The organism is Virgibacillus sp. CM-4 (genome assembly GCF_000445495.1).
GTDB classification, from domain to species: Bacteria; Bacillota; Bacilli; order Bacillales; family Amphibacillaceae; genus Virgibacillus; species Virgibacillus salexigens.
This window is the reverse complement of record NZ_AUQA01000005.1, coordinates 168,170-194,743: the sequence shown is the minus strand read 5'-3', so window position 1 is coordinate 194,743 and position 26,574 is coordinate 168,170. Positions and strand designations below refer to the sequence as shown.

Annotated in this window: 22 protein-coding genes; all 22 read left to right on the top strand. The window is 38.5% G+C overall.

What is annotated here, in order from left to right; genetic code table 11:
- The first annotated feature begins 95 nt into the window (after positions 1-95).
- Complete coding sequence (gene purE / locus M948_RS33055; protein ID WP_021290764.1) at positions 96-584, top strand: 5-(carboxyamino)imidazole ribonucleotide mutase; 489 nt, start codon at positions 96-98, stop codon at positions 582-584.
- Positions 568-1,701, top strand: a complete 1,134-nt coding sequence (gene purK / locus M948_RS33050; protein ID WP_021290763.1) for a 5-(carboxyamino)imidazole ribonucleotide synthase — start codon at positions 568-570, stop codon at positions 1,699-1,701. The genes purE and purK overlap by 17 nt, the downstream gene beginning before the upstream one ends.
- A complete protein-coding gene (gene purB / locus M948_RS33045; protein ID WP_021290762.1) occupies positions 1,698-2,993 on the top strand; it encodes an adenylosuccinate lyase in 1,296 nt (431 codons plus the stop codon). The genes purK and purB overlap by 4 nt, the downstream gene beginning before the upstream one ends.
- Positions 2,994-3,003: 10 nt before the next feature.
- Positions 3,004-3,717 (top strand): phosphoribosylaminoimidazolesuccinocarboxamide synthase, encoded by a 714-nt coding sequence (gene purC, locus M948_RS33040; protein WP_021290761.1) that lies wholly within the window; start codon positions 3,004-3,006, stop codon positions 3,715-3,717.
- Complete coding sequence (gene purS / locus M948_RS33035; protein WP_021290760.1) at positions 3,714-3,965, top strand: phosphoribosylformylglycinamidine synthase subunit PurS; 252 nt, start codon at positions 3,714-3,716, stop codon at positions 3,963-3,965. Before purC ends, purS begins: the two co-directional genes overlap by 4 nt.
- Positions 3,962-4,645: a phosphoribosylformylglycinamidine synthase subunit PurQ gene (purQ, locus tag M948_RS33030; RefSeq protein ID WP_021290759.1), complete on the top strand. Its 684-nt coding sequence runs from the start codon at positions 3,962-3,964 to the stop codon at positions 4,643-4,645. The genes purS and purQ overlap by 4 nt, the downstream gene beginning before the upstream one ends.
- Entirely contained in the window at positions 4,629-6,857 is a 2,229-nt protein-coding gene (purL, locus tag M948_RS33025) for a phosphoribosylformylglycinamidine synthase subunit PurL (RefSeq protein ID WP_021290758.1), read from the top strand. Before purQ ends, purL begins: the two co-directional genes overlap by 17 nt.
- The gene (gene purF, locus M948_RS33020; RefSeq protein ID WP_021290757.1) at positions 6,833-8,242 is read left to right on the top strand and encodes an amidophosphoribosyltransferase; all 1,410 of its coding nucleotides are present in this window, start codon (positions 6,833-6,835) and stop codon (positions 8,240-8,242) included. The genes purL and purF overlap by 25 nt, the downstream gene beginning before the upstream one ends.
- 26 nt (positions 8,243-8,268) lie before the next feature.
- A complete protein-coding gene (gene purM, locus M948_RS33015; RefSeq protein ID WP_021290756.1) occupies positions 8,269-9,285 on the top strand; it encodes a phosphoribosylformylglycinamidine cyclo-ligase in 1,017 nt (338 codons plus the stop codon).
- Complete coding sequence (gene purN / locus M948_RS33010; RefSeq protein WP_021290755.1) at positions 9,282-9,851, top strand: phosphoribosylglycinamide formyltransferase; 570 nt, start codon at positions 9,282-9,284, stop codon at positions 9,849-9,851. The genes purM and purN overlap by 4 nt, the downstream gene beginning before the upstream one ends.
- Positions 9,852-9,853: 2 nt before the next feature.
- A complete protein-coding gene (purH, locus tag M948_RS33005; RefSeq protein ID WP_021290754.1) occupies positions 9,854-11,386 on the top strand; it encodes a bifunctional phosphoribosylaminoimidazolecarboxamide formyltransferase/IMP cyclohydrolase in 1,533 nt (510 codons plus the stop codon).
- A gap of 17 nt (positions 11,387-11,403) precedes the next feature.
- Positions 11,404-12,660: a phosphoribosylamine--glycine ligase gene (gene purD / locus M948_RS33000; protein WP_021290753.1), complete on the top strand. Its 1,257-nt coding sequence runs from the start codon at positions 11,404-11,406 to the stop codon at positions 12,658-12,660.
- Between the two features lie 256 nt (positions 12,661-12,916).
- Entirely contained in the window at positions 12,917-14,659 is a 1,743-nt protein-coding gene (locus tag M948_RS32995) for an adenine deaminase C-terminal domain-containing protein (protein ID WP_021290752.1), read from the top strand.
- Positions 14,660-14,705: 46 nt separating this feature from the next.
- Positions 14,706-15,842 carry a DUF3048 domain-containing protein gene (locus tag M948_RS32990; protein WP_021290751.1) on the top strand — a complete coding sequence of 379 codons (1,137 nt, stop codon included), beginning with the start codon at positions 14,706-14,708 and terminating at the stop codon, positions 15,840-15,842.
- Positions 15,843-15,863: 21 nt separating this feature from the next.
- Positions 15,864-16,166, top strand: coding sequence for a YerC/YecD family TrpR-related protein (locus tag M948_RS32985; RefSeq protein ID WP_021290750.1), 303 nt, complete (start codon positions 15,864-15,866; stop codon positions 16,164-16,166).
- Between the two features lie 302 nt (positions 16,167-16,468).
- Complete coding sequence (locus M948_RS32980; RefSeq protein ID WP_031335426.1) at positions 16,469-17,149, top strand: heptaprenylglyceryl phosphate synthase; 681 nt, start codon at positions 16,469-16,471, stop codon at positions 17,147-17,149.
- 15 nt (positions 17,150-17,164) lie between these two features.
- Complete coding sequence (pcrA, locus tag M948_RS32975; protein WP_021290748.1) at positions 17,165-19,399, top strand: DNA helicase PcrA; 2,235 nt, start codon at positions 17,165-17,167, stop codon at positions 19,397-19,399.
- Between the two features lie 13 nt (positions 19,400-19,412).
- Entirely contained in the window at positions 19,413-21,425 is a 2,013-nt protein-coding gene (gene ligA / locus M948_RS32970; protein WP_021290747.1) for an NAD-dependent DNA ligase LigA, read from the top strand.
- Positions 21,426-21,427: 2 nt separating this feature from the next.
- Positions 21,428-22,546 carry a CamS family sex pheromone protein gene (locus tag M948_RS32965; RefSeq protein ID WP_021290746.1) on the top strand — a complete coding sequence of 373 codons (1,119 nt, stop codon included), beginning with the start codon at positions 21,428-21,430 and terminating at the stop codon, positions 22,544-22,546.
- 350 nt (positions 22,547-22,896) lie between these two features.
- Positions 22,897-24,177, top strand: a complete 1,281-nt coding sequence (locus tag M948_RS32960; protein WP_021290745.1) for a helix-turn-helix domain-containing protein — start codon at positions 22,897-22,899, stop codon at positions 24,175-24,177.
- 13 nt (positions 24,178-24,190) lie between these two features.
- Complete coding sequence (locus M948_RS43215) at positions 24,191-24,331, top strand: hypothetical protein (RefSeq protein WP_021290744.1); 141 nt, start codon at positions 24,191-24,193, stop codon at positions 24,329-24,331.
- A gap of 512 nt (positions 24,332-24,843) precedes the next feature.
- Positions 24,844-26,364 (top strand): sodium/proline symporter PutP, encoded by a 1,521-nt coding sequence (gene putP / locus M948_RS32955; RefSeq protein ID WP_021290742.1) that lies wholly within the window; start codon positions 24,844-24,846, stop codon positions 26,362-26,364.
- Positions 26,365-26,574: the final 210 nt, after the last annotated feature.

The following is a 26,574-nucleotide window of genomic DNA, read 5'->3' as shown; positions in this document are numbered from 1 at the left end:
TTTTGTTTTTCTAAAAAATTGATATAAGTTACGTAAATGTGTTGTTAAATTAATTGCAACGATTATACCAGAAAGACTAATAGGGGGATTGTCATATGGTTGGAGTGATTATGGGAAGTATTTCAGATTGGGAAACAATGAAACACGCTTGCCAAATATTAGATGAGTTACAAATTCCGTATGAGGAAGATATCATTTCCGCTCATCGAACGCCTGATACGATGTTTACCTATGCGAAATCGGCTCGGGAACGTGGACTTAAAGTGATCATTGCTGGAGCTGGGGGAGCAGCTCACTTGCCAGGTATGGTTGCCTCGCAAACGACATTACCAGTAATTGGTGTGCCTGTGCAAAGCAAGGCATTAAACGGTTTAGATTCACTGTTATCGATCGTGCAAATGCCAGGTGGCGTACCGACTGCAACAGTGGCAATTGGAAAAGCAGGAGCAAAGAATGCTGGTATACTAGCCGCGGAAATTATTGGTGCTTTTGATGACTATGTTGCTGCAAAACTAGCTACATATCGTGAGGAAATGAAGGCGAATGTATCAGAAATGAGGGAAGATCTTGCGAAACACAACTAATATCATTTTACCTGGACAAACAATCGGGATTATTGGCGGAGGACAGTTAGGACGAATGATGGCAATTGCAGCAAAATATATGGGATATCGCGTAAATGTGTTAGACCCTACTGCTGCATGTCCTGCAGCGCAAGTAGCGGATCATCAAATCATTGCTGATTATGCGGATTTAGATGCTATTCAAGAATTAACAGCATTAAGTGATGTCATAACGTATGAGTTCGAGAATGTTGATTTACATGCTGCAGCTTATATTGAACAACAAGGGAAGTTACCTCAAGGCTCGTTTGCATTAGAAGTTACACAAAATAGAGAGAAAGAAAAGACATTAATGGAGGAAGCAAACCTTCCAGTCCCTCCATTTTCAATTGTTAAGAATGGAGCTGAATGTGAACAGGCTTTAGCCGACTTTCCATTTCCAGCTGTAATTAAAACATGTCGTGGTGGTTATGATGGGAAGGGGCAGCTAAAAATAGAAAATAGGGAACATATAGCTGCAGCAATCGAATTTGCTGAGCAACATGCTTATTGTATTGTTGAACAGTGGATTCCTTTCGACAAAGAGATCTCCGTAGTCTTTACCCGATCATTAAAAGGAGAAATTACCTTCTTTCCAGTTGCTGAAAATGATCATAAAAACCATATTTTATACCAGACTACCGTTCCAGCTAATATTACCAATGATGTGGAAAAGCAAGCGTATGAAGCAGTTGAGCAGCTTGCTGAGCATATGGATATTGTGGGAACTTTCGCGGTCGAATTATTTGTCAAAGGCGATGGGATTTACTTGAATGAAATGGCTCCAAGACCACATAATTCTGGTCACTATACAATTGAAGCTTGTACGGTTTCCCAGTTCACTCAACATATTCGAGCCATTTGTAATCTGCCTTTAACAGAAGTTAGATTGTTAGAGCCTGCCGTGATGATAAATATCTTAGGCGAAGATCTAGAAGCTATACTTCAAGCAATGACCAAGGCGTCTTCTGGTTTTGTTCATTTATATGGGAAAGATGAAGCAAAATCAAAACGAAAAATGGGACATATTACATTCATTGGGGCTACAATGGATAAAGTAAACGAGCAAATTCAGACATTCGAGGAGGCCAAACATTGATTGAACGTTATACCAGAGAAGAAATGGGATCGATTTGGAAAGAAGAAAATAAATTTAATGCATGGCTTGAAGTAGAAATTCTAGCTTGTGAAGCCTGGAGTGAACTAGGTGTTATCCCTAAAGAAGACGTAGAAAAGCTCCGTGCAAAAGCATCATTTGATATGCCGCGTATTTATGAGATTGAACAAGAAACAAGGCATGATGTAGTTGCATTTACCCGTGCTGTCTCAGAGACGTTAGGAGAAGAACGTAAATGGGTTCATTACGGACTAACTTCAACGGATGTAGTTGATACAGCCCTTTCTTATGTAATAAAGCAAGCAAACGAAATTCTTCGTAAAGACTTACTTCAATTTATTGACATCTTAAAAGATAAAGCAAGTGAACATAAGCATACGGTAATGATGGGAAGAACCCACGGCGTTCATGCAGAGCCGACAACATTTGGATTAAAGTTAGCACTTTGGTATGAAGAAATGCAGCGGAATTTGGAGCGTTTTGAAGCGGCGGCAGCGAATATTGAGTTCGGTAAATTATCTGGAGCTGTTGGTACGTATGCAAATATTGATCCATATGTTGAGCAATATGTATGCGGCAAGTTAGGGCTAACGCCTGCTCCAGTATCTACACAGACGTTACAACGTGATCGTCATGCTGCTTATATGTCGACATTAGCATTGATTGCGACATCAATCGAAAAGTTCGCCACCGAAATTAGGGGATTGCAGAAGACGGAATCACGCGAGGTCGAAGAACGGTTTGCAAAAGGACAAAAGGGTTCATCAGCCATGCCCCATAAACGTAATCCAATTGGTTCGGAAAATATGACAGGAATGGCACGAGTAATTCGTGGTTATATGACTACAGCATATGAGAATGTTTCCTTATGGCATGAACGGGACATTTCTCATTCCTCAGCAGAACGAGTCATATTACCTGATGCAACCATTGCCCTTAACTACATGTTGAATCGCTTCGCTAATATCATTAAGAATTTAACTGTTTTTCCAGAGAATATGAAGAAAAACATCGATAAAACATATGGCGTTATTTTCTCACAACGCGTGCTGCTTGCGTTAATCGATAAAGGAATGGTTCGCGAGGAGGCATATGACATTGTTCAGCCAAAAGCGATGCAAGCCTGGGAATCAGGTACCCATTTCAAACAATTAGTAGAAGCAGATGAACAAATTACCAGCCAATTATCACCAGCAGAAATTGAAGATTGTTTTGACTATACGTACCATTTGAAGAATGTCGATGTTATTTTTGATCGAATTGGATTAAAGTGAGGTGTTTCTTGTGAAAGACGTGTTGTTATATGAAGGAAAAGCAAAGAAAGTGTATCAGGCAAAAGGAAAACAAAATCAACTGGTTTTGGCCTATAAAAATGATGCTACAGCGTTTAATGGGGAGAAAAAATCTAGCTTTAACGGAAAGGGACGACTTAATAATGAAATTTCTTCAAAAATTTTCAACTTGCTTCACGAAGCTGGAGTGAAAACCCATTTTATTGATCGGTTAAGTGAAACCGAGCAGCTCGTCTATCAAACAGAAATTATCCCACTGGAAGTAGTTGTTCGTAATGTTGCTGCAGGCAGCATTACGAAACGACTAGGAATTGAAGAAAAGACACCGTTTCATCCACCGCTTGTGGAATTATTCTTTAAGGACGATGAACTTGGTGATCCATTAATTAATGACCAGCATGCATTATTTTTATCCTCCATTACGCAAGATGAATTACAAGAAATAAAAGACAAGGCATTAGAAATAAATCAGCATTTAACTCGTATCTTTCAGTGTATTGGTATCACATTAGTTGATTTTAAATTAGAATTTGGAAGATTAACAGATGGCAGTATTGTACTTGCAGACGAAGTCTCTCCTGATACGTGCCGCTTATGGGATATAAACACAAGTGAAAAACTAGATAAGGATGTCTTTCGCCAAGGTATTGGGGATTTAATTCAAGTTTATGAAGAGATTCTAGACCGTTTGGAGGAGAAAGTATGAAAAAAGTATATGTGCATATTACATTAAAGCAGGGTGTTCTAGATCCACAGGGAAAAGCGATTCAAGCGTCCTTGCATTCACTAGGATTTCAAGAAGTTGAAGATGCGCGTGTTGGAAAAGTCATCGAACTACATGTTCAAGATAGTCCTCATCTCGAAGCGAATGTACGGGAAATGTGCGAAAAATTGCTTGCCAATCCAGTAATTGAAGACTATCGAATTGAAGTGGGGGAGGCTGTTCGTTCGTGAGATTTGCTGTGATCATGTTTCCGGGGTCCAATTGTGATTATGATATGTATTATGCAGTAAAGGAAATACTGGGGAAAGACGCAGATCTAGTATGGTATGAAAATAGTAATCTTTCAACCTATGATGCGATTCTTCTTCCAGGTGGGTTTTCATATGGAGATTATTTACGATCTGGTGCTGTAGCCGCAACATCTAAAGTAATGAACCAAATAAAGGAGCATGCAGCTAAAGGAAAGCCGATTTTGGGCGTATGTAATGGATTTCAAGTTTTAACGGAAGCCGGTTTATTACCAGGTGCTCTGTTACGAAATCAGAACCTATCTTTTATGTGCCATTATGAATCGTTATATGTAGAGAACGATCAAACATTATTTACTTCTGAATATAATCCTGGTGAAGTGGTTCGTTTCCCTATTGCGCATGGTGAAGGAAATTATTTCTGCGATAATAACACCTTGCAATCATTAAAAGCCAATAACCAAATTGTATTTACCTATCAACAGAATCCAAATGGTTCCGTAGCAGATATAGCAGGAATTATTAACGAGTCTGGAAATATTCTTGGTATGATGCCACATCCGGAGCGAGCTGTAGAAGCAATGTTAGGTAGTGATGATGGACTGCGTTTATTTAAGTCATTGGTACGGAATTGGAGGGAAACGTATGTTGCTAACGCATGAAATTAGCCCAGAGATCATTGAAAAAGATGCAATATACAGAGATATGGGGTTAAGTGATGAAGAATTTCAATTGGTTAAATCGATTTTAAATCGTCGTCCGAATTTCACTGAAACAGGAATTTTTTCTGTCATGTGGTCGGAGCATTGTAGTTATAAGACATCGAAACCATTACTTAAAAAGTTCCCAACAAAAGCTCCACAAGTCTTACAAGGACCAGGAGAAGGCGCTGGGGTCATCGATATTGGTGATAATCAAGCAGTTGTGTTTAAGATTGAAAGCCATAATCATCCTTCAGCTGTAGAACCATATCAAGGAGCAGCTACCGGAGTTGGCGGCATTATTCGAGATGTTTTCTCTATGGGAGCTCGTCCAATTGCGCTGTTAAATTCATTACGTTTTGGTAACATGACCACGGATCATGTCAAGTATTTGTTTTCCGAAGTCGTTAATGGAATAGCTGGATATGGTAATTGTGTTGGTGTTCCAACAGTGGGAGGAGAAGTGCAATTCGATGATTGTTATGAAGATAACCCGCTTGTTAATGCGATGTGTGTGGGGTTAATTAATCATGATGAAATACAAAAGGGGATTGCCGAGGGAATAGGTAATACCGTGTTGTACGCTGGCGCTCCAACAGGTAGAGATGGCATCCATGGTGCAACCTTTGCTTCAGGTGATTTAGGTGAAGATGCAGCAAAAGATCGTCCTGCCGTACAAGTCGGTGATCCATTTATGGAAAAATTATTAATAGAGGCCTGTCTTGAAGTCATTCATTCAGATGCACTTGTAGGAATGCAGGATATGGGGGCAGCTGGGTTAACTTCATCAGCAAGTGAAATGGCTAGTAAAGCAGGAACTGGGCTAGAAATGGACTTGGATCTAGTGCCACAACGAGAACAAAAGATGTCAGCTTATGAATTGATGTTGTCTGAATCACAAGAGCGTATGCTACTAGTGGTTAAAAAGGGACGTGAACAAGAAATTATCGAAGTATTCCAAAAATACGGTCTTCAGGCGGTAGCTGTAGGTTCGGTAATTCAAGAGAAAGTTTTCCGAATTAAACAACATGGAACAATCATGGCAAATATCCCGGTTGATGCACTTGCTGAAGAAGCACCAGTTAATCATTTGCCTTCACAAGAAGCTTATTACTATAAAACCTTTCAACAGATGGAAAACACGACTCCGTTAGTCGAAGATCATGCAGATGTGTTAAAGCAGTTATTACAGCAGCCAACCATTGCGTCGAAGGAATGGGTTTATGACCAGTATGATTCGATGGTACAAACAAATACAGTAGTTTCACCAGGTTCAGATGCTGCTGTCATACGTATAAAAGGAACAAATAAGGCTTTAGCAATGACGACAGATTGTAATTCTCGTTATATCTATTTAGATCCGGAGACGGGTGGCAAAATCGCCGTAGCAGAAGCTGCTCGTAATATTATTTGTTCTGGGGCGAAACCACTTGGGCTTACCGATGGTTTGAATTTTGGAAACCCAACGAATCCGGAAGTATTTTGGCAAATGGAGAAAAGTATAGAGGGAATGAGTGCTGCTTGTACTGTTTTAGACACACCAGTAATAAGTGGAAATGTTTCCCTTTATAATCAATCCAAAGGAAAAGCAATATTTCCTACTCCAGTGGTTGGCATGGTTGGTTTACATGAATCATTAGAGCATATCACACCGAATCACTTTCAGGCAGCAGGAGATACCATTTATGTTATTGGAGATACGGATAAAGCATTTGGCGGGAGTGAGGTTCAAAACCTGATTCTAGGAAAATATGAAGGAAAAGCGCCATCTATTAACTTACAGTTAGAAAGAAAGAGGCAACAGCAAGTATTAACTGCGATTCATCATGGAGTTATTTCATCTGCTCATGATTTAGCAGAAGGTGGATTGGCTGTTGGTCTTGCAGAGAGTCTTTTCCAGGTTGCGAATCTAGGTGCATCGATTCAACTAACTGGGGAACCGACCGTAGCATTATTTAGTGAAACGCAATCACGTTTTATCGTTACTGTAAAGAAGGGGAAGGAAGCAAGATTCTTAGAATTGGTTGAAGATGCATATGAAATCGGTAAGGTTACAAATGATCAGACATTATCAATTGGTGTGAATGGCAGCAATATAATCAAGGAAGATGTTCATCAACTACGAGAATTATGGAAGGGAGCTATTCCATGCTTGCTGAAATCAAGGGCATAAATGAGGAATGTGGTGTATTCGGAATTTGGGGTCATGAAAAAGCAGCTGAGTTAACGTATTATGGATTGCATTCCATGCAGCATCGTGGGCAAGAAGGTGCTGGAGTAGTTGTCAGTGATGGAAACCAATTGAAAGCACATAAGGGACTAGGACTTGTTAATGATGTTTTTAAAAATGCTGATTTCTCTGCACTATCTGGGAATGTAGCAGTAGGTCATGTACGTTATTCTACACAGGGTGGTAAAGTACTCGAGAATGTACAGCCACTTCTCTTCCGGTCACAAACCGAAAGTATAGCATTGGCTCATAATGGCAATATCATGAACGCTTATAAATTACGAGGCGAATTGGAAGAAGAGGGGAGTATATTACAAACATCCTCTGATACCGAGGTACTCGCGCATTTGATTAAACGTAGTGGGAATAAAATTACGGAAGAAACAATAGCCAAAGCACTAAATCAAGTAGTGGGTGCATATGCTTATTTAATTTTAAAAGAAAATAAAATGTTTGTAGCTTTAGATCCTACAGGGATTCGTCCATTATCGATCGGTCGATTAGGGGAAGCTTATGTGGTTGCGTCGGAAACCTGTGCCTTTGATCAAATTGGAGCAACCTTTGAACGTGAGGTTCTACCAGGCGAGTTAATAACAATTAGTAAGGAAGGTATGACATCTACAAGATTTGCAATGAGAGAGCAGCGAAAAATGTGTGCAATGGAATACGTTTATTTATCTAGACCAGATAGCGATGTGAATCATGTCAATGTCCATGCATCCAGGAAAAACATGGGGAAGGAACTTGCCAAAGAATCGAATGTCTCCGCTGATATTGTCGTTGGCGTACCCGATTCAAGTATTTCTGCAGCAATTGGTTATGCAGAGGAAAGTGGCTTGCCATATGAGATGGGGATTATTAAAAATCGCTATGTCGGCAGAACATTTATTCAACCATCCCAAGAATTAAGAGAACAGGGAGTGAAGCTTAAACTTTCACCGGTTCGAAGCATCATAGAAGGGCAGCGGGTAATCATGATCGACGATTCAATTGTTAGAGGAACAACAAGTAAGCGGATTGTGCAGATGCTAAAAGATGCGGGGGCGAAAGAAGTTCATGTAAGAATTGCCTCTCCTTCCATTAAAAACCCTTGTTATTATGGGATTGATATGTCGACGAGAGATGAATTGATTGCTGCGAACCATACTCTTGAAGAGATTAGTGAAATCATTGGAGCAGATAGTATTGCTTATTTATCGGAAGAAGGTTTAGAGAAGGCAATTTTAAAAGATAAAACCATTCATCAGGGGATATGTACAGCTTGTATGACGGGAAAATATCCTGTGAAGGAAGAAGGAGCAAAAGAAATTGCTTATACAAGCTGCTAATCGAATACGTAGAGGAAGTGGCGTCCATGTCAAACATGTATAGAGATGCAGGAGTAGATGTAGAAAGAGGATATGAAGCAGTGGAACGGATGAAAAAACATATACAACGAACTGCCAGATCGGAAGTACTTGGGGATATAGGTTCCTTTGGCGGCTTGTTTGACCTAACTTCCTTCCAATATCGGGAGCCTGTGCTCGTTTCTGGTACGGACGGGGTAGGGACAAAGCTGAAGCTGGCAATTGAATGGAATAAGCATCAAACAGTAGGTATTGATCTTGTAGCAATGTGTGTCAATGATATTATTGCTCAAGGAGCAAAGCCATTATTCTTTCTTGATTACATTGCTTGTGGAAACAATAACCCTGCGCAAATTGAACAGGTTGTCTCGGGGATTGCCGAGGGATGTGTTCAAGCAGGAGCTGCTTTGATTGGTGGAGAAACAGCGGAAATGCCTAGGATGTACCAGAATGGCGATTATGATTTAGCGGGGTTTGCAGTAGGTATTGCAGAAAAATCAAAATTGATAACTGGCGATGCCATCCAACCAGGAGATGTTCTTATCGGACTTCCTTCTAGTGGCATCCATTCCAATGGTTACTCATTAGTGCGAAAGCTCGTTGCTGACCTTGACCTAGCAAAATCTTATAGTCTTTCTCAGTCTTTGCTAGAAACATTATTAACCCCAACAAAAATCTATGCAAAATCGATGAGTAAAGCCTTAGAAACCGATAAAATAAAGGGCATTTCTCATATAACAGGAGGCGGATTTTATGAAAATCTCCCTCGAATGTTACCTGTTGGATTGGGAGTTGAGATAGATACATCATCATGGGAAGTTCCAGAGATTTTTCCTTTCCTAAAACAACATGGAAATATAAGTGAGCAAGAAATGTATGGTATTTTTAATATGGGAATAGGCATGACTATCGTAGTATCTAAACAACATGCAAATGACATGATTCGTTTATTGGAACAGCAGGGAGAAGCCGCTTCAGTGATTGGGACCGTTATGGATCAAGAGGGAGTGCATGTTCGATCATGAATCAAGTGAGAGTAGCCGTTTTTGCCTCTGGAACTGGTAGTAATTTTCAAGCTATGTTAGATGCGGAGAATTTAGCTTGTGACATTGTTCTCCTTGTATCCGACAAGCCCAATGCTCCAGCGATTAATAAAGCAAAAGCACATGGGATTGCGACGTTGGTGTTTGATCCTAAAGGCTTTCCTTCCAAACAAGACTATGAATCTATGCTTATCGAGAAGCTTCGAGTGAAATCGATTCGCTGGATATTTCTAGCTGGTTATATGCGTATTGTTGGTCCAACATTACTAAAAGCATTTGAAGGTAGAATTGTTAACATTCATCCGTCGCTGCTTCCAGCATTTCCTGGAAAGGATGCAATTGGCCAAGCAATAGAGGCAGGAGTTAAGAAAACTGGAGTGACCATTCACTTTATTGATGAAGGTATTGATACAGGACCAATTATCGCACAGGAGGAAGTTTCGATTCCACCAGCTGTCTCTAAAGAAGGATTAGCACAGCGAATCCATCGAGTAGAACATCAATTATATCCGAAAGTCATTAATCAATTAATTCAGAGTGAGGGATAACAATGAAGAAACGTGCATTAGTCAGTGTATCAAATAAACAAGGGATCACAGAATTTGCAAAAGGCTTAATTGAGGCAGATTTTGAAATTATCTCAACAGGAGGGACTTTACGCGTTTTGCAAGACGCTCATATACCTGCTATTGCAGTTGATGAGATTACCGGGTTTCCAGAAATATTGGATGGTCGAGTAAAGACATTACATCCATTCATCCATAGTGGATTACTAGCGAAACGTGATAATAAGGAGCACCAAAGTCAGTTAGCAGTAAATAAAATTACCCCAATTGATATGGTTGTTGTTAATCTTTACCCGTTTAAACAAACGTTACAAAAGCCAGACGTATCGAAAGAAGATATTATTGAAAATATCGATATCGGTGGACCTACAATGCTTCGTTCAGCAGCCAAAAATTATCAAGATGTAGCTGTTATTGTTGATCCAGCTGATTATCAGCATGTACTTTCTTCCCTTCAATATGGTGAATTATCTATAGAGCAAAAACAACGGCTAGCTGCAAAAGTATTTCGTCATACTGCAGATTATGATGCCCTCATTGCAAGCTATTTTGCGGGACAAACGGGCGAAGATTTTCCAGAAACGTATACAATTACATATGAAAAAACCCAATCCCTTCGTTATGGAGAGAATCCCCATCAATCAGCTGCTTTCTACAAACGTTCGATCCCGGAACAAGGTAGCTTAGCTTTGGCGGAACAGCTGCATGGAAAGGAATTGTCATATAATAATATTCAAGATGCAAATGCTGCTTTAGAAATTTTGGCAGAATACCAAGAACCTGCGGCTGTTGCAGTAAAACATATGAACCCGTGCGGCATCGGAGTGGCTGATTCGATCGAAACAGCTTTTCAACGTGCTTATGATGCGGATCCAATTTCTATCTTTGGTGGTATCGTGGCATGTAATCAAGTAATCGATTTGCCCACAGCTGAAAGCCTTAGTGACATATTTTTAGAAATTGTGATTGCTCCTGGATTCTCTGATGAGGCATTGGAACGACTAACAGTAAAGAAAAATATTCGTCTATTAAAACTAGATGTAGCCAATGAAGCAAAACAAGGGCACACGTACACTTCTGTAAATGGCGGTATGCTGATCCAAACGAAGGATCATGGTCGTATTGACATTGATGACTTAACAGTGGCTACAACCCGTAAACCAACAGACCAGGAACTTGAAGACTTATTATTTGCCTGGAAGGCTGTAAAACATGTGAAGTCCAATGCAATTGTCTTAGCTAAAGATAAACGTACAGTTGGCGTTGGGGCTGGACAAATGAACCGGATAGGCGCAGCAAATATTGCGATTGAGCAGGCAGCTGAACAAGCAAATGATGCTGTTCTTGCCTCAGACGCATTCTTTCCAATGCCTGATACTGTAGAAGCTGCTGCAAAAGCTGGTATAACTGCGATTATTCAACCAGGTGGATCGAAACGTGATCAAGACTCAATCGATGTATGTAATGAGTATGGAATTGCGATGGTTTATACAGGTATGCGTCATTTTAAACATTAAGGAAAAGGGGACATTTCATGAAAATCTTAGTTGTAGGTCGTGGAGGACGCGAGCATAGTATTATAATGAAATTAGCTGAAAGCAAAGCAGTCTCTAAGATATTCGCAGCTCCTGGAAATGGTGGGATGTCGCAACAAGCAATCTGTACACTGATTGATGAAATGGATATCGAAGGTTTAGTTTCTTTTGTGAAAACAGAGGCAATCGATTTAACTATTGTTGGCCCAGAAACCCCATTGAATGAAGGAATCGCTAATAGATTTCAACAAGAAGGTTTACCTATTTTTGCACCTACTAAAGAAGCTGCCTTATTAGAAGGCAGTAAACAGTTTGCCAAACAATTTATGGAAAGATATGATATTCCTACAGCAAATTATCACGCTTTCTCATCTGTGGCAGCAGCAAAAGCATACATTAATGATAAAGGTGCACCGATCGTTGTGAAAGCAGATGGGCTTGCCGCTGGTAAAGGGGTAATCGTGGCGCAGACGAAGAAAGAGGCATTTGCAGCTGTTGATCGTATACTTGTCGAAAAGACATTTGCTGAAGCAGGGGCGACCGTTGTCATTGAAGAATGTTTAACGGGAAACGAATTTTCATTAATGGCATTTGTACATGAGGATAAGGTGTACCCAATGGTACCTGCTAGGGATCACAAGCGTGCCTTTGATCATGATCAAGGGCCAAATACAGGGGGAATGGGCGCTTTCTCTCCCGTACCTGATTTAACCGATGAGCACATTGAATTTGCATATAAAAATATCTTACAAAAAACGGTCAATGGTCTGATCAAAGAAGGAAGGCCATTTACAGGTATTCTTTATGCCGGTTTAATGAATACACCTCAAGGACCGAAAGTGATTGAATTTAATACGCGGTTTGGTGATCCAGAAACCCAGGTAATTCTCCCTTTATTAAAGAACGATCTAGTACAAGTTATACAAGATGTCCTTAATGGCGAGGATCCAGAGCTACGTTGGTATAATCAAGCATGTGTTGGTATCGTATTGGCGTCTAGTGGATATCCAGGCGTGTATCAAAAAGAAGTGGAAATTCCGTCGCTACGTGATGGTGCAATCATTACCCATGCTGGAACAAAATATGTCAATGATAAACTTGTTTCGGATGGAGGTCGTGTTCTTCTAGCAGCATCTGTTGCGAATACATTGGAAGAAGCGGCTAATCAAGCATATGCTACTTTTTCTGAAATCGATAAGGATAGTGGGTTCTTTTATCGTACAGATATTGCAAAAACCGAAATGAAGCAAGCCTAGCATATAACTCCGTATATGCTCCGAATGGCTCCCCTCATAATAGACAGGGGAGCTTTTTATGTACAGTAAATAACCTATAACCGTAACAAATGATATGGGTGACTTATTTTAGGAACAGCACGGGTCTGAGTCGTATAATTACATCCCAGTTTGTCTTCACAAAAGTTTCATCTCCATTTACAAAATCATAACAGTATGAAAGGAAAAAATATGGTAAAATAAAGGAAATATAAAGATGATGGAGAGTTGTTGAGCCATGCAAAGAAACGGATATTATTGGAGAAATCGTGAGATTAGACAACATGTACGGATTATTGATGGAAATGCTGCACCTACTCTAGTACTAAAAAATGGTACGTATTTAAACACGTATACCAAACAATGGCTGCAAGCAAACATTTGGATAGACGAGGATCGTATCGTATATGTTGGTGATAACATGCCATTGAATATGAGTGGCACGGAAGTAATTGATTATCAAGGGAAATATGCAGTACCTGGCTATATTGAACCGCATGCCCATCCTTTTCAATTATATAATCCGGAACAATTAGCAAACCATGCTGCAAAAACGGGAACAACAACATTAATAAATGATAACTTGCCTTGGTTATTTTTGTTGCGCAAAAAGAAAGCGTTTTCTATATTGGATGATTTTAGCAAGCATCCTGTGTCCATGTATTGGTGGGCAAGGTTTGATGGACAAACAGAATTACAAGAAGGGGATCAACTATTTCATACAGAAGATGTATTGGCATGGATTAAGCACCCAGCAGTAGTTCAAGGTGGTGAATTAACTGCTTGGCCCGAATTATTAGCTGGAGACGATCGTTTGCTTTATTGGATTCAAGAAACGAAGCGAAAGGGTAAACCGGTAGAAGGTCATTTCCCAGGTGCTTCAGAACGAACATTAACTAAGATGAAACTGCTTGGGGTAAATGCGGACCATGAATCGATAACGGGAGAAGAAGTTATTCGACGTCTGAGGTTGGGATTTCAAGTGGGTCTGCGGCATTCATCGATTCGACCAGACTTACCAAAGCTACTGGATGATATTATTGCTGCCGATCTTAAAACATATGAGAATATAACGTTGACTACCGACGGGGCTACTCCTGGATTTTATAAGGATGGGTTAATCAATATATGTATTGATATTGCAATAAAAAGGGGAATACCGCTTGAAGAAGCTTATTTGATGGGTAGCTACAATGCAGCGAAGCATTTCCGAATGGAGGAACAGCTTGGTAGTATTGCGCCAGGAAGGTTTGCTCATATAAATATATTAGATGAAAAAGATAACCCACATCCCAGCAGTGTACTTGCTAAGGGAAAGTGGATTGTAAAAAATGGAATAGAACAACCAATAGAACAAACTATTAATTGGAAGGAATATGGGCTTGAACCATTGGATTTAGATTGGGAAATTGGAAGTAGAGAATTACAATTCTCCGTTCCAATTGGGCTTGAAATGGTAAGTGATGTCATTATGAAGCCATATCCAATTGAGATTGATATTACTGTTGAAAAGCTGCCGGATAATACAAGCGATGCTTTTTTATTAATGATTGATCGTAATGGCGAATGGCGAGTCAATACTACAGTTCGTGGGTTTACAAAAGATCTTGGGGCAGTAGCAAGCTCTTATTCAACAACCGGAGACCTTGTGTTTATCGGAAAAGATAAACGCGATATTAAATTAGCAGGGAAACGTCTAAGAGAATTAGGTGGAGGAATCGTCTTAGCTCACAATGGGGAAATTATTTTTGAACTGCCGCTCGCTTTAAGCGGAATGATGTTTCATGGCGAAATGAAAGAGCTCATTCGTAAAGAAACTGAGTTGAAAGAGCATTTAACGAAATTTGGCTATCCCTTTAGCGATCCAGTCTATTCCATATTTTTCTTGTCTTCCACCCACTTACCTTATGTACGAATTACGCCACAGGGTATTATTGATGTAAAGAAAAAAGAGGTACTATTTCCAGCAACAATGTGTTAGCGTATAATATAACACAAAACTTTATCTCAAAAGGTGCTGGTGAAATATGAAAAACGTATTTATTGTACTGTCGCAAATGACAAGTCGTATGGTAAATAGTATAAGCAAGAGGAAGGATTCCGCCATTAAGAACAAGGCGACAAGCCAACTATTTTTAATAATGCTTGTATTATTACTTCTTCTTTCAGCCTGTAGCGATGAAAAGCAAGCCCGAGATAATGAATCGAAGGATAACCAGCTTGAAGATAAGTCCGATTCTTCAGCTGTAGCTGAAGATATTTATCCTTTGACTGGAATAGAATCCAATGATGCTGTTGATAACAGAATCATTGGCGTGATGATCAATAATCATTCAAAGGCAAGACCGCAGACGGGATTATCCCAGGCGGATATTGTCTTTGAGATTCTTGCTGAAGGAAGAATAACCCGATTCCTAGCCCTTTATCAGAGTGAAATGCCAGAGGTAGCCGGTCCGGTCAGGAGTGCGAGGGAATACTATTTTGAGTTAGCTAATGCTTATAATGCGCTGTACCTATATCATGGTGCTGCTACTTTTGTTGATCAAATGATACAAGATAGAGAAATTGACCATCTCAATGGTTCACTTTATGATAATGATGGGGTATTATTTAATAGAGAATCTTTTAGAGATGCTCCTCATAATTCATATTTACAGCTGGGAGCGGTTTATGATAAAGCGAAAGAAAAGGGTTATGATGTCACTGCGGATTATGAGGCCTTACCTTTTCTATCAGAAGACGAAGATGTAACAGGCGATACAGCCGAACATGTAGAAATTGTCTATTCCAACAACAGTCCAATGGAAATCGTTGAATATAAATATGATAAGCGTTCCGAAACCTATACGAGATATAATGATCGGAAAAAGACCGTGGAATTAGAGTCTGACAAACCGATTCAACCCAGTAATGTATTTATTATAGAAACTCCACATCAAGTTATTGACGATGCTGGTCGTCGTGCGGTAGATATGGAATCAGGAGGCAATGCATACTTAATTCAAAAAGGTGTAGTCCAAAAGCTGCAATGGAAAAACAAAGATGGAAGAATTGTTCCAGTTAAAGATGGAAAAACAGTAGCATTTGCTCCAGGTAAAACATGGATAAATGTAATTCCAGCTACCCCGGGACTTGAGGAGTCTGTCACGATATCAAACGAGTAATGGAAGCAGGAGGGCTTTGCTGTGCAAATAGATAAACTACGTGGAGAACAATTAGATCAACTATTTGATGCGATTCTGTCTTTAAAGGATAGAGAAGAGTGCTATCGTTTTTTTGATGATATTGCTACTATGTCAGAGGTCCATTCGATATCCCAACGGTTACAAGTGGCTAAAATGCTTATGGATGGAAGTACGTATAATGCAATTGAGGAAGAAACAAATGCCTCGACAGCTACTATTTCCAGAGTTCGAAGATGTATTAACTATGGAAGTGAAGGGTATCAATTAGTTTTGGATCGAATTTTAGATAATAAAAAGGAATAATGATTTATTCGTCATCTATGGATGGCGATTTTTGTTTGTTAACCTCTCTTTTTTTCACCAGTTAATGGGGCAGTAATAAGAAAATGCTTATAAGTAAGCATAGGTGGCCTTGTTTACATCCATACAGTACTAACAATCAGTGAGAAGGAAATCTCCATACTACTGGAGGATTTACTTTACCAAAATAAAGTTAGTTTAATCAACTCAAAAAGAATACCCTTATCTCTAAATTCCCAACATGATTTTTGGTATAATAAATGAATGGATTATGATAATGGAGGATTATAATTTTGGATAACAAGATGAAGGACTGGAAACATATTTTTAAACTGGACCCTGCTAAGGAAATATCGGATGACCATTTGGAGATGATATGTGAATCAGATACAGATGCAATTATTGTTGGCGGGACAGATAACATAACGTTAGATGGCGTGTTGGATTTGCTTTCTCGCATTCGCAGGTATACGGTGCCTTGTATTTTAGAAATATCATCCATGGAAGCTATTACTCCTGGCTTTGATTATTATTACATTCCAATGGTTCTTAATTCGAAGGAGAAAAAATGGATGATGGATATCCAGCATCAAGCAATTAAAGAGTTTGTTGATATGCTTGAGTATAGTGAAATATTATTTGAAGGATATTGTATTTTAAATAAAGACGCAAAAGCTTTCGTACATACGAACAGTTATTTACCGGATGAAGAAGATGTTATTGCCTATGCGTATATGGCAGATAAAGTATTTCATTTACCAGTTTTTTATATGGAATACAGTGGGATGTATGGGGATCCAGCTCTAGTTGAAAAAGTAAAAACACAATTGGATCATTCGCTGTTATTTTACGGTGGTGGAATTGAAACAGCTGGACAAGCCCGTGAGATGAAACAGCATGCCGATGTAGTGATTGTCGGTAATTCCATCTATACAGATATAAAACAGGCATTAAAAACGGTGAAAGCAGTAAAAGATAGTTATTAATGAGGCGGTGAAAAAATGAGTAAGACGAAAGATGACTTAATCAAAGGCTTGAATAAACAGCAGAAAGAGGCTGTTACTCATACCGATGGTCCTTTGCTTATTATGGCGGGTGCTGGGAGTGGCAAGACGCGCGTGTTAACCCATCGGATTGCTTACTTATTAGAGGAGAAAGATGTTGCAGCTCGTAATATTCTAGCGATTACATTTACAAATAAGGCTGCCCGTGAGATGAAAGAACGTGTTCGCAGATTAGTTGGATCAGAGAGTGATCAAATGTGGGTTTCTACTTTTCACTCTATGTGTGTACGGATTTTACGTAGGGATATTGACAGAATAGGTTATAGCGGTAATTTTACAATTTTGGATAGTGGTGACCAGTTGTCTGCTATCAAGCAGATCCTAAAAGATTTAAATATTGATCCGAAGAAATTTGAACCAAGAGCAATGCTTGGGCAAATTAGTGCGGCAAAAAATGAACTGATAACAGCAGAAGAATACAACAAAAATGTAGGTAACTTCTATGAACGTCAAGTTGGTCAAATATATGAAAAGTATCAAAAGGTACTCCAGAAAAATCAATCATTAGATTTTGATGATTTAATTATGCAGACCATTCATCTATTTAAACGTGTACCTAAGGTGTTGGAATATTATCAGCGAAGATTTCAATATATTCATGTTGATGAATACCAGGATACAAACCATGCACAATACCAATTAGTGAAGCAACTTGCTAGTCGGTATCAGAATTTATGCGTTGTAGGTGATTCAGATCAGTCTATTTATCGTTGGCGAGGTGCGGATATTACCAATATCCTCACTTTTGAAAAGGATTATCCGGCATCGCGTACGATTTTACTTGAGCAGAATTATCGTTCTACGAAGTCCATTCTTACTGCTGCTAATAAAGTAATTGAACATAATAGTGGTAGAAAACCAAAGAATCTTTGGACGGAAAATCCAGATGGAAAACATATTCATTACTTCCAAGGATCTACCGAACAAGAAGAGGCTTTATTTGTTACAGATAAAATACAAGAGCTTACTCACAGTAGTGGATATTCACCAAATGATGTGGCGATACTGTACAGAACAAATGCTCAATCACGGGCCATTGAGGATACTTTGGTAAAGTCTAATATCGCTTATCAAATGGTTGGTGGAACAAAATTCTATGAGCGTAAAGAGATCAAAGACATGGTGGCTTATTTGCGACTGATAATGAATCCGGATGACGATTTAAGTTTTGAACGCGTCGTAAATGTTCCAAAAAGAGGGGTAGGCAAGACATCCATTGAACGTTTACGAGAATATGCTGCACTTCATGATATTTCCTTTAATGAAGCCGTTAAAGAAGTTGATTTTACCGGAGTATCCAAAAAGGCTGCAAATGCTTTAGCTGAATTTGGCAAGCTGATTCAATCGTTATCCCAACAACAAGAATTTTTAACAGCAACGGATATGGTAGAAGCTGTATTAGAGCGAACAGGCTATGAAACCATGTTGAAAAATGAACGGACCTTAGAAGCACAAAGTCGGCTAGAGAACTTGGAAGAATTTATGACAGTTACAAAAGATTTTGAAAAAGTCAGTGAAGATAAAACGCTTGTTGCCTTTCTAACAGATCTTGCTTTAATTGCAGATATTGATCAAGTTGACGAAGAGGAGGCGGAAGGAGAAGAAAAAATCACATTAATGACGCTGCATGCTGCCAAAGGGCTGGAATTCCCGATCGTTTTCTTAATAGGGTTGGAGGAGAATGTTTTTCCACATAGTCGATCGATGTTTGATGAGGAAGAAATGGAAGAAGAACGTCGTCTTGCTTATGTAGGTATTACTCGGGCAGAAAAAGAGCTCTATATAACACATGCGAAAATGAGAACATTATTTGGTCGAACCAATATGAATCCAATTAGCCGTTTTGTCAATGAAATTCCTGAAGAATTAATGGAGGGAATACAAGATGCGAAAACAACTATGTTTGGCGGTGGTTTTGGACAGCCGGCCAAGTCAACAACTAAACCAACTCCTGCACCGATGAAACGAAAAGCAGAACGAATGCAAAAAACAACTGGTGCGGAGAATCAAACATGGGGACCTGGGGACAAAGCCAGTCATAAAAAATGGGGCATTGGAACGGTCGTAAAAGTTCAAGGAGAGGGAGAGGCAATGGAATTGGATATTGCCTTTCCAGCACCAATTGGTATAAAACGAGTGTTGGCTAAATTTGCGCCAATTACGAAGGAATAAGGGAGGTGCTTGCATGGATCGCCAACAAGCACAAGAAGATATAAAACAATTAACCGAAGTTTTAAATCAATATAATTATGAGTACCATGTTTTGGATAAACCTTCTGTTCCTGATGCGATATATGATCAAAAAATGCAGGAGCTTAGAAAGCTAGAAGAGGCGTATCCTGAATTGATAAGTCCAGACTCACCTACCCAACGGGTAGGAGGCGAGCCATTAGATGCATTCCAAAAAGTCCAACATAATGTACCTATGCTTAGTCTGGGAAACGCATTTAATGAACAGGACTTACGAGATTTTGCTCGTCGCGCTAGTCAAGGAACAGATGAATCCATAGCGTTTGTTTGTGAGCTCAAAATTGATGGCTTAGCTGTATCGCTGACTTATGAAAATGGAAAATTCGTTCGTGGTGCTACTCGTGGTGATGGTACGACTGGAGAGGATATAACTAGTAATCTGCGTACGATTCGGAGCATCCCTTTGTCGATTACAGAAAAAGAAACCTTAGAAATCCGTGGAGAGGCATTTATGCCACATCGATCGTTCCTTGCCTTAAACGAAGCAAAAGAGGCTAACGACGAAGAACCGTTTGCTAACCCACGTAATGCTGCTGCAGGATCGCTACGTCAATTGGACCCTAAGATTGCAGCAAAACGAAATCTAGATATTTTTCTTTACGGTGTTGGCGAATGGAATAATAGCAATTTAACAAAACATAGTGAACGGTTGGAGCGTTTAAAGGAATTAGGGTTGAAGACCAACCCAGAGTGGAAAAAATGTAAATCAATTGAAGAAGTATTGGAATATGTAGATTATTGGACAACCGAACGTCCCAATTTAAACTATGAGATTGACGGCATCGTTATTAAAGTAGATGATTTAGCACAACAAGAGGAACTTGGTTTTACTGCAAAGAGTCCACGTTGGGCAATTGCTTATAAATTTCCGGCAGAAGAAGCAGTGACGAAACTCACTGACATTGAACTAAATGTAGGAAGAACTGGCGTTGTGACCCCTACTGCTATTTTGAACCCTGTGAAAGTTGCTGGTACGACTGTACAACGTGCATCCTTGCATAATGAGGATCTAATTCGTGAACAGGATATTCGTATTGGAGATACAGTGGTTATCAAGAAAGCTGGTGACATCATTCCAAAGGTTGTTCGAGCAATGACGGAAGAACGAACAGGGAATGAAAAAGAATTTCATATGCCGGAGGAATGTCCAGCTTGTCATAGCGAATTAGTACGATTAGAAGAAGAAGTGGCCCTGCGTTGCATTAACCCCAATTGTCCAGCTCAGTTAAAAGAAGGGCTTATCCACTTCGTATCTCGGAATGCCATGAATATTGACGGACTTGGTGAGAAAGTAATTATTCAGTTATTCCAAGCAAACTTGGTAAAAACTATTGCAGATATTTATCGCTTGGATAGAGAGGAATTATTAAAATTAGAACGGATGGGTGAGAAATCCGTAGATAATTTACTTCATGCAATTGAAGTTTCCAAAGATAATTCATTAGAGCGTTTATTATTTGGGTTAGGAATTCGATTTGTTGGCTCCAAAGCGGCTAAGACATTAGCGATGGAATTTGAAACAATGGAGAAACTTCAACAAGCAACCTATGAAGACTTACTTGAAATTAATGAAATCGGTGATAAAATGGCAGATTCCATTGCTCAATATTTTCAAGAACAACAAGTAGTTGATCTTTTAAATGAATTAAGAGAACTTGGAATTAACATGACTTACTTGGGCATTAAACCAACGGCTCAGTCGGAAGAAAGTATGTTTAACGATAAGACAATCGTGTTAACTGGAAAGATGGAAATATATACACGATCAGAAGCCAAGGAATTAATTGAGGGGTTAGGTGGAACTGTCACTGGAAGTGTAAGTAAGAAGACCGATATTTTAATTGCTGGGGAAGATGCAGGTTCAAAGCTAGCAAAAGCTGAAAAACTAGACGTAGAAGTTTGGAACGAGCGGCAATTCCAGCAAGCCATTGAAAACGGGAGCGTGTAATCGTGAAAAAAACAACAATATGGCTCATCGGCACACTATTATTGCTTACGAGTTGTGCACCTGATGTAAATGAAGAAGAAGTTGTTCAGAATGATGAAGAGTCATCTAATTCAAAGGAAGAGAAAGCGATTGTACCTAGCTACCAGCTCTCAGATGAAAATTATAAAATGATTCTGCCATTTGAACCAGGTAAAGCAAGAGGTGTTATCGTTGGCCAAGTAGCTAACCGATTAGATATTGATGAGATGGAAGAAGGTCTTCGCCGTCATTCCAAGGAAGTATATGATCCAGAGAAGTATTTATTTCAAGAGGGTCAATATATAACGGAGGAGACTGTCCTGCAGTGGATTGATGAATTAAACCCACCTAAGAAAGAGGGAGCAGGGAAAGAATACTATGAGGAAAACCCACGTTATCTTTCTCATGTCTTAGAACAAAATTATCTCGTTAAGCAGGAAGATAATTCGGTTAAATTAGCTGGTATTTCCATAGGAATTGCTATGAAATCAGTATATCGTTACCAAACAGAAGTTGGCGGACCATATTATTACCGTTCTATATCGAAATCTGAAATGATGGAGCAAGCAAATAAAATCGCACAGAAAATCGTTAAAAGTGCTCGAGAAATTGAAGGATTGGAAGATGTACCAATTATGTTGGGAGTCTACCGTGAGGAAGATCAATCGTCACCAATCCCAGGCAATTTTGTAGCAAAAACAAATGTTGCTGGAGACAGTGCTTCTATCGGAGAATGGGATTCAATAGATGAGGAGTTTATATTGTTTCCGTCTGATGAAGGAAAAGAAAAATACTACGAGGATCAGGAGATCGTCAATAGTTTTGGGAAAGAAATTGCAAACTATTTCCCTAATTACGTTGGTGTAATTGGAGAAGGCTTCTATGTAAATGAAGAGCTCCAAAAAATGACCATAGAAATTCCAATTGAATTCTATGGGAAAGGTGAAGTAGTAGGGTTCACTCAATATGCCTATGGGTTGGTTCAAGATATGTTCGCTGATTATTATGATCTAGAAATAAAGATCACCTCTAGCGATAAATTGGAAAGCATTATCTATCGTGAAGCTGGTTCAGATAAACCAACCGTTCATGTTTTTCATTAGAGGGTTAAAGGATAAAAAAGGATGGAACAGAATGGTCCATCCTTTTTTCATGGATCTTTTTTGCAGTTCAGAATACCTAATCTATTATCTTCAAGTCAAGTTAATTACCGTAAAAGTTGTAATTTTATAAAACCTTAGTCACATGTAAAAACGGTGCTTTTTTCACTGATTTTCAAGGTTGAAATGAAAATTTTCCTGTCTGAGGAAAATTAGGAACTTTTTTAACCGTTTTTCATAAAAAAATTGCCTGAATGAGTGATAATTTTCCCAATATGAATTATCTGAATTTATGTTATAATAGCACTATACAAGAAATAAAATCTAAATATAGTAGATGGTGGGTGGGAAGTTTGATAGAAATTGGCCCGTTTATCAAATTACAACGAACGAAGCAAGAAATGACACAAGGAGACCTAGCAGAAGGCATCGTTTCACTATCCTATTTATCTAAGATTGAAAATAAGAAAACCGAGGCTAGTCCAGAAATCATTCAATTGTTATGCAATCGTTTAGGAATTGAACTGAGTGACGGTGTAGATAGTAATCTTGAAGAAAAATGTAAGCAATGGTATGAAATGCTTTATGATGTCTATGATAAAACTAAAATAATAGCTACATACAAAGAACTACAAGGCATGATGGATAAAAGTCTAAATGATAGCCTATTAATGTTTGAAATTCACAAAATTAGATATTATTTAGTACTACGTCAAATAGATAAAGCTCTATCAAAGATAAATGAATTAAATGAAATGGCTAGTTCATTTAATATAACTCAGCACTATTATTGGTGTAAGTTTAAAGGGAATTATTATTCTCATACAGGTGAGTTTAACCAGGCAATGCACTTATATAAAATCGCTGAGGACAAAATCAACCAAATTGATATTGATGAAACAGAGATAGCCGATTTGCACTACACCATTTCCGTTACGAATAGTAAATTAAGAAACACTTTAGAAGTAATTGATTATGCGAATAAAGCAATGGATATTTTTCAGAAGAACTATAATTTTATTCGTTGCGCTCAATGTCATATACTACTTGGAATTTCGTATCATCGGATTAAAATGTATGATAAAGCGATTAAGAATTATAATTTAGCAAAACATCTTGGCGAACTAGAAAAAAATAATCAAGTTATACAATTAACCAATCACAATCTAGGTTATTTGTATTCAACAGTTGGAAATGCAAAAGAGGCCATTAAATATTATTTATTTGTAGTTGAGGATGAGGAAGAATCTATAAATATAAATGGTAGGCTTACAGCAATTACTTCATTAATACAGGAGTATTATAATCTTAAAAATTATGAACGTGCGAGTGAAATGGCAGAAAAGGCAAAGATCATATTAAATAAAGCATATGATAAAGATAATCACTATTATCAACTTTATTCATACTTAATACAAACATATACGTATGCATTAAATAATGAAGAAGAGAAATTTAAATCGTTTGTAACAGATGAATTTATACCTTACCTAAAACATCATGAAGATTATGGAAATCTAGTACTTTATGCTAAGATGCTGGGCAACTATTTTGAGGAAAACGGTAAGTATAAAGAATCTGTTAAATATTATAAACTTGCAAACTCCACTTATAACGAGTTAATTAACCTGTAAAGGGGGGATAAACATGAAAAAATTATTTGCTACTTTATCTTTTAGTGCAGTACTAGTTGCAGGTTTTGTGTTTGTAAGTGACCAATCAACTGATTCAGCAATGAACATGGAACCAGAAGTTTATTCTGTTGAGCTTCCAACTAGTCAGCTTTAATTAATTTCTTTAAACTGGTTTTAATTTTTTACCCTATTACTATATGATGGAATTTCCTGGAATGGCGTGGAACCTGTTCCAGGTTTTTTTTGCTTAAAAGCATTTTTTAGAAAAAATTTTTTGCATTTATAAATTTGGAGTTTAAGCGAGGTATTCAGAAGGAATAGGACAATATTGTCTTAAATGTGAGACAAATCTGTTTCATGTATGAAAATCATAATTCATCATAACATATGACTATATATGATTGATTTTTGAAGCGAAATGTTGATGCACCGCTGTTTTGAGCTGTCTCCTGAGCTTGAAAAAAAGACGAATATATGATTTCATAGTCGATGTGCTTCTTTTAATTGTTAGAATTTCTAACAAAAACGGACCTTATCAGAGAGGGGTTATTTAACTTTATGGATTATGCGATTCAAGGTGCCACCTGGTTTTGGCTATTTGTGCCAATGCCAATTGTACTTTTATTATCGTTGATTACTTTATTTACCGAGAGGAGAAAATAGTACGTGGATCTTACGACATTAATAACTTTTATAGTATATCTACTAGGGATGTTGGCGATTGGCCTCATCATGTATTATCGAACCAATAATTTATCAGATTATGTTCTTGGTGGACGTGATCTTGGTCCAGGCGTAGCTGCATTGAGTGCTGGTGCATCGGATATGAGTGGTTGGCTCTTATTAGGTTTACCTGGAGCGATTTATGCATCTGGTATGTCTGAAGCTTGGATGGGGATCGGGTTAGCTGTAGGTGCTTATTTAAATTGGCAATTTGTAGCTAAGCGATTACGCGTTTATACCGAGGTATCAAATAATTCCATTACGATCCCAGATTATTTTGAAAATCGGTTTAAAGATAACTCACATATTCTTCGTGTTATATCTGCTATCGTAATTTTGTTATTCTTCACTTTTTATACATCTTCAGGAATGGTTGCAGGAGCAAAATTATTTGAGGCATCATTCGGTCTCCAATACGAAACTGCTCTGTGGATTGGTGCGGTTGTAGTTGTATCTTATACGTTACTTGGAGGATTTCTAGCGGTTGCATGGACAGACTTTATTCAAGGTATTCTTATGTTCCTTGCACTAATTGTTGTTCCAATCGTCGCATTAGATCAAATGGGTGGCTGGAATCAAGCGGTACAAGCTGTTGGTGAAATTAATCCTTCCCACCTCAATATGGTTGAAGGTGTTGGAATAATGGCAATTATTTCATCACTTGCCTGGGGCTTAGGTTATTTTGGACAGCCACATATTATTGTTCGTTTTATGGCATTACGTTCGGCGAAAGATGTTCCGAAAGCGAAATTTATTGGAACAGCTTGGATGATTTTAGGACTTTATGGAGCAATCTTTACTGGTTTTGTAGGACTAGCATTTATCAGTACACAAGAAGTACCGATTCTGTCTGAATTCGGGATTCAAGTAGTTAATGAGAATGGTTTACAAATGTTAGCCGATCCTGAAAAGATATTTATTGCTTTCTCCCAAATACTATTCCATCCAGTAGTTGCCGGTATCTTACTAGCGGCAATCTTGTCTGCAATTATGAGTACCGTTGATTCACAGTTACTTGTATCATCTTCAGCGGTTGCAGAAGATTTCTATAAAGCTATTTTCCGTAAAAAAGCTACTGGTAAAGAGCTTGTTTGGGTTGGACGTATTGCTACAGTGATAATTGCGATTGTTGCTTTAATTATTGCAATGAACCCAGATAGCTCTGTATTGGATCTAGTTAGTTATGCATGGGCTGGATTTGGTGCAGCATTTGGACCAATTATCATCTTGTCATTATTCTGGAAGAGAATCACAAGAAATGGTGCACTAGCGGGTATCATTGTAGGTGCCATTACGGTAATTGTATGGGGAGACTTTCTATCTGGAGGTATCTTTGACCTCTACGAAATTGTTCCAGGCTTTATCTTAAATATGATTGTCACCGTTATTGTGAGTCTTATCGATAAACCGAATCCAGATTTAGAAGCTGACTTTGATGAAACCGTAGAAAAAATGAAAGAATAAAAGCTACAATAGCCATGACCCACCTCGTAAACAGGGTGGGTTTTATAATGAGATGGATAAATAATACGAAGCTGCTTGTGGAGAGTTACTTTCGCTTTTCTTTCTTAGTTGATTATTGTTGGGTTAGTCTGCTATTATCAATAGTGTTACCAAAGTTTATGGACAGGCAATAAATGTATATAATATAGATGAAATACGTTTGGAGGGAAA

What these genes read in the sequence shown, in the direction of transcription:
- purE (WP_021290764.1), top strand. Translation starts at nt 96, where the DNA reads ATGGTTGGAGTGATTATGGGAAGTATTTCAGATTGGGAAACAATGAAA.
- purS (WP_021290760.1), top strand. Translation starts at nt 3,714, where the DNA reads ATGAAAAAAGTATATGTGCATATTACATTAAAGCAGGGTGTTCTAGAT.
- purL (WP_021290758.1), top strand. Translation starts at nt 4,629, where the DNA reads ATGTTGCTAACGCATGAAATTAGCCCAGAGATCATTGAAAAAGATGCA.
- purF (WP_021290757.1), top strand. Translation starts at nt 6,833, where the DNA reads ATGCTTGCTGAAATCAAGGGCATAAATGAGGAATGTGGTGTATTCGGA.
- purM (WP_021290756.1), top strand. Translation starts at nt 8,269, where the DNA reads ATGTCAAACATGTATAGAGATGCAGGAGTAGATGTAGAAAGAGGATAT.
- purN (WP_021290755.1), top strand. Translation starts at nt 9,282, where the DNA reads ATGAATCAAGTGAGAGTAGCCGTTTTTGCCTCTGGAACTGGTAGTAAT.
- purH (WP_021290754.1), top strand. Translation starts at nt 9,854, where the DNA reads ATGAAGAAACGTGCATTAGTCAGTGTATCAAATAAACAAGGGATCACA.
- purD (WP_021290753.1), top strand. Translation starts at nt 11,404, where the DNA reads ATGAAAATCTTAGTTGTAGGTCGTGGAGGACGCGAGCATAGTATTATA.
- M948_RS32995 (WP_021290752.1), top strand. Translation starts at nt 12,917, where the DNA reads ATGCAAAGAAACGGATATTATTGGAGAAATCGTGAGATTAGACAACAT.
- M948_RS32990 (WP_021290751.1), top strand. Translation starts at nt 14,706, where the DNA reads ATGAAAAACGTATTTATTGTACTGTCGCAAATGACAAGTCGTATGGTA.
- M948_RS32980 (WP_031335426.1), top strand. Translation starts at nt 16,469, where the DNA reads ATGAAGGACTGGAAACATATTTTTAAACTGGACCCTGCTAAGGAAATA.
- pcrA (WP_021290748.1), top strand. Translation starts at nt 17,165, where the DNA reads ATGAGTAAGACGAAAGATGACTTAATCAAAGGCTTGAATAAACAGCAG.
- ligA (WP_021290747.1), top strand. Translation starts at nt 19,413, where the DNA reads ATGGATCGCCAACAAGCACAAGAAGATATAAAACAATTAACCGAAGTT.
- M948_RS43215 (WP_021290744.1), top strand. Translation starts at nt 24,191, where the DNA reads ATGAAAAAATTATTTGCTACTTTATCTTTTAGTGCAGTACTAGTTGCA.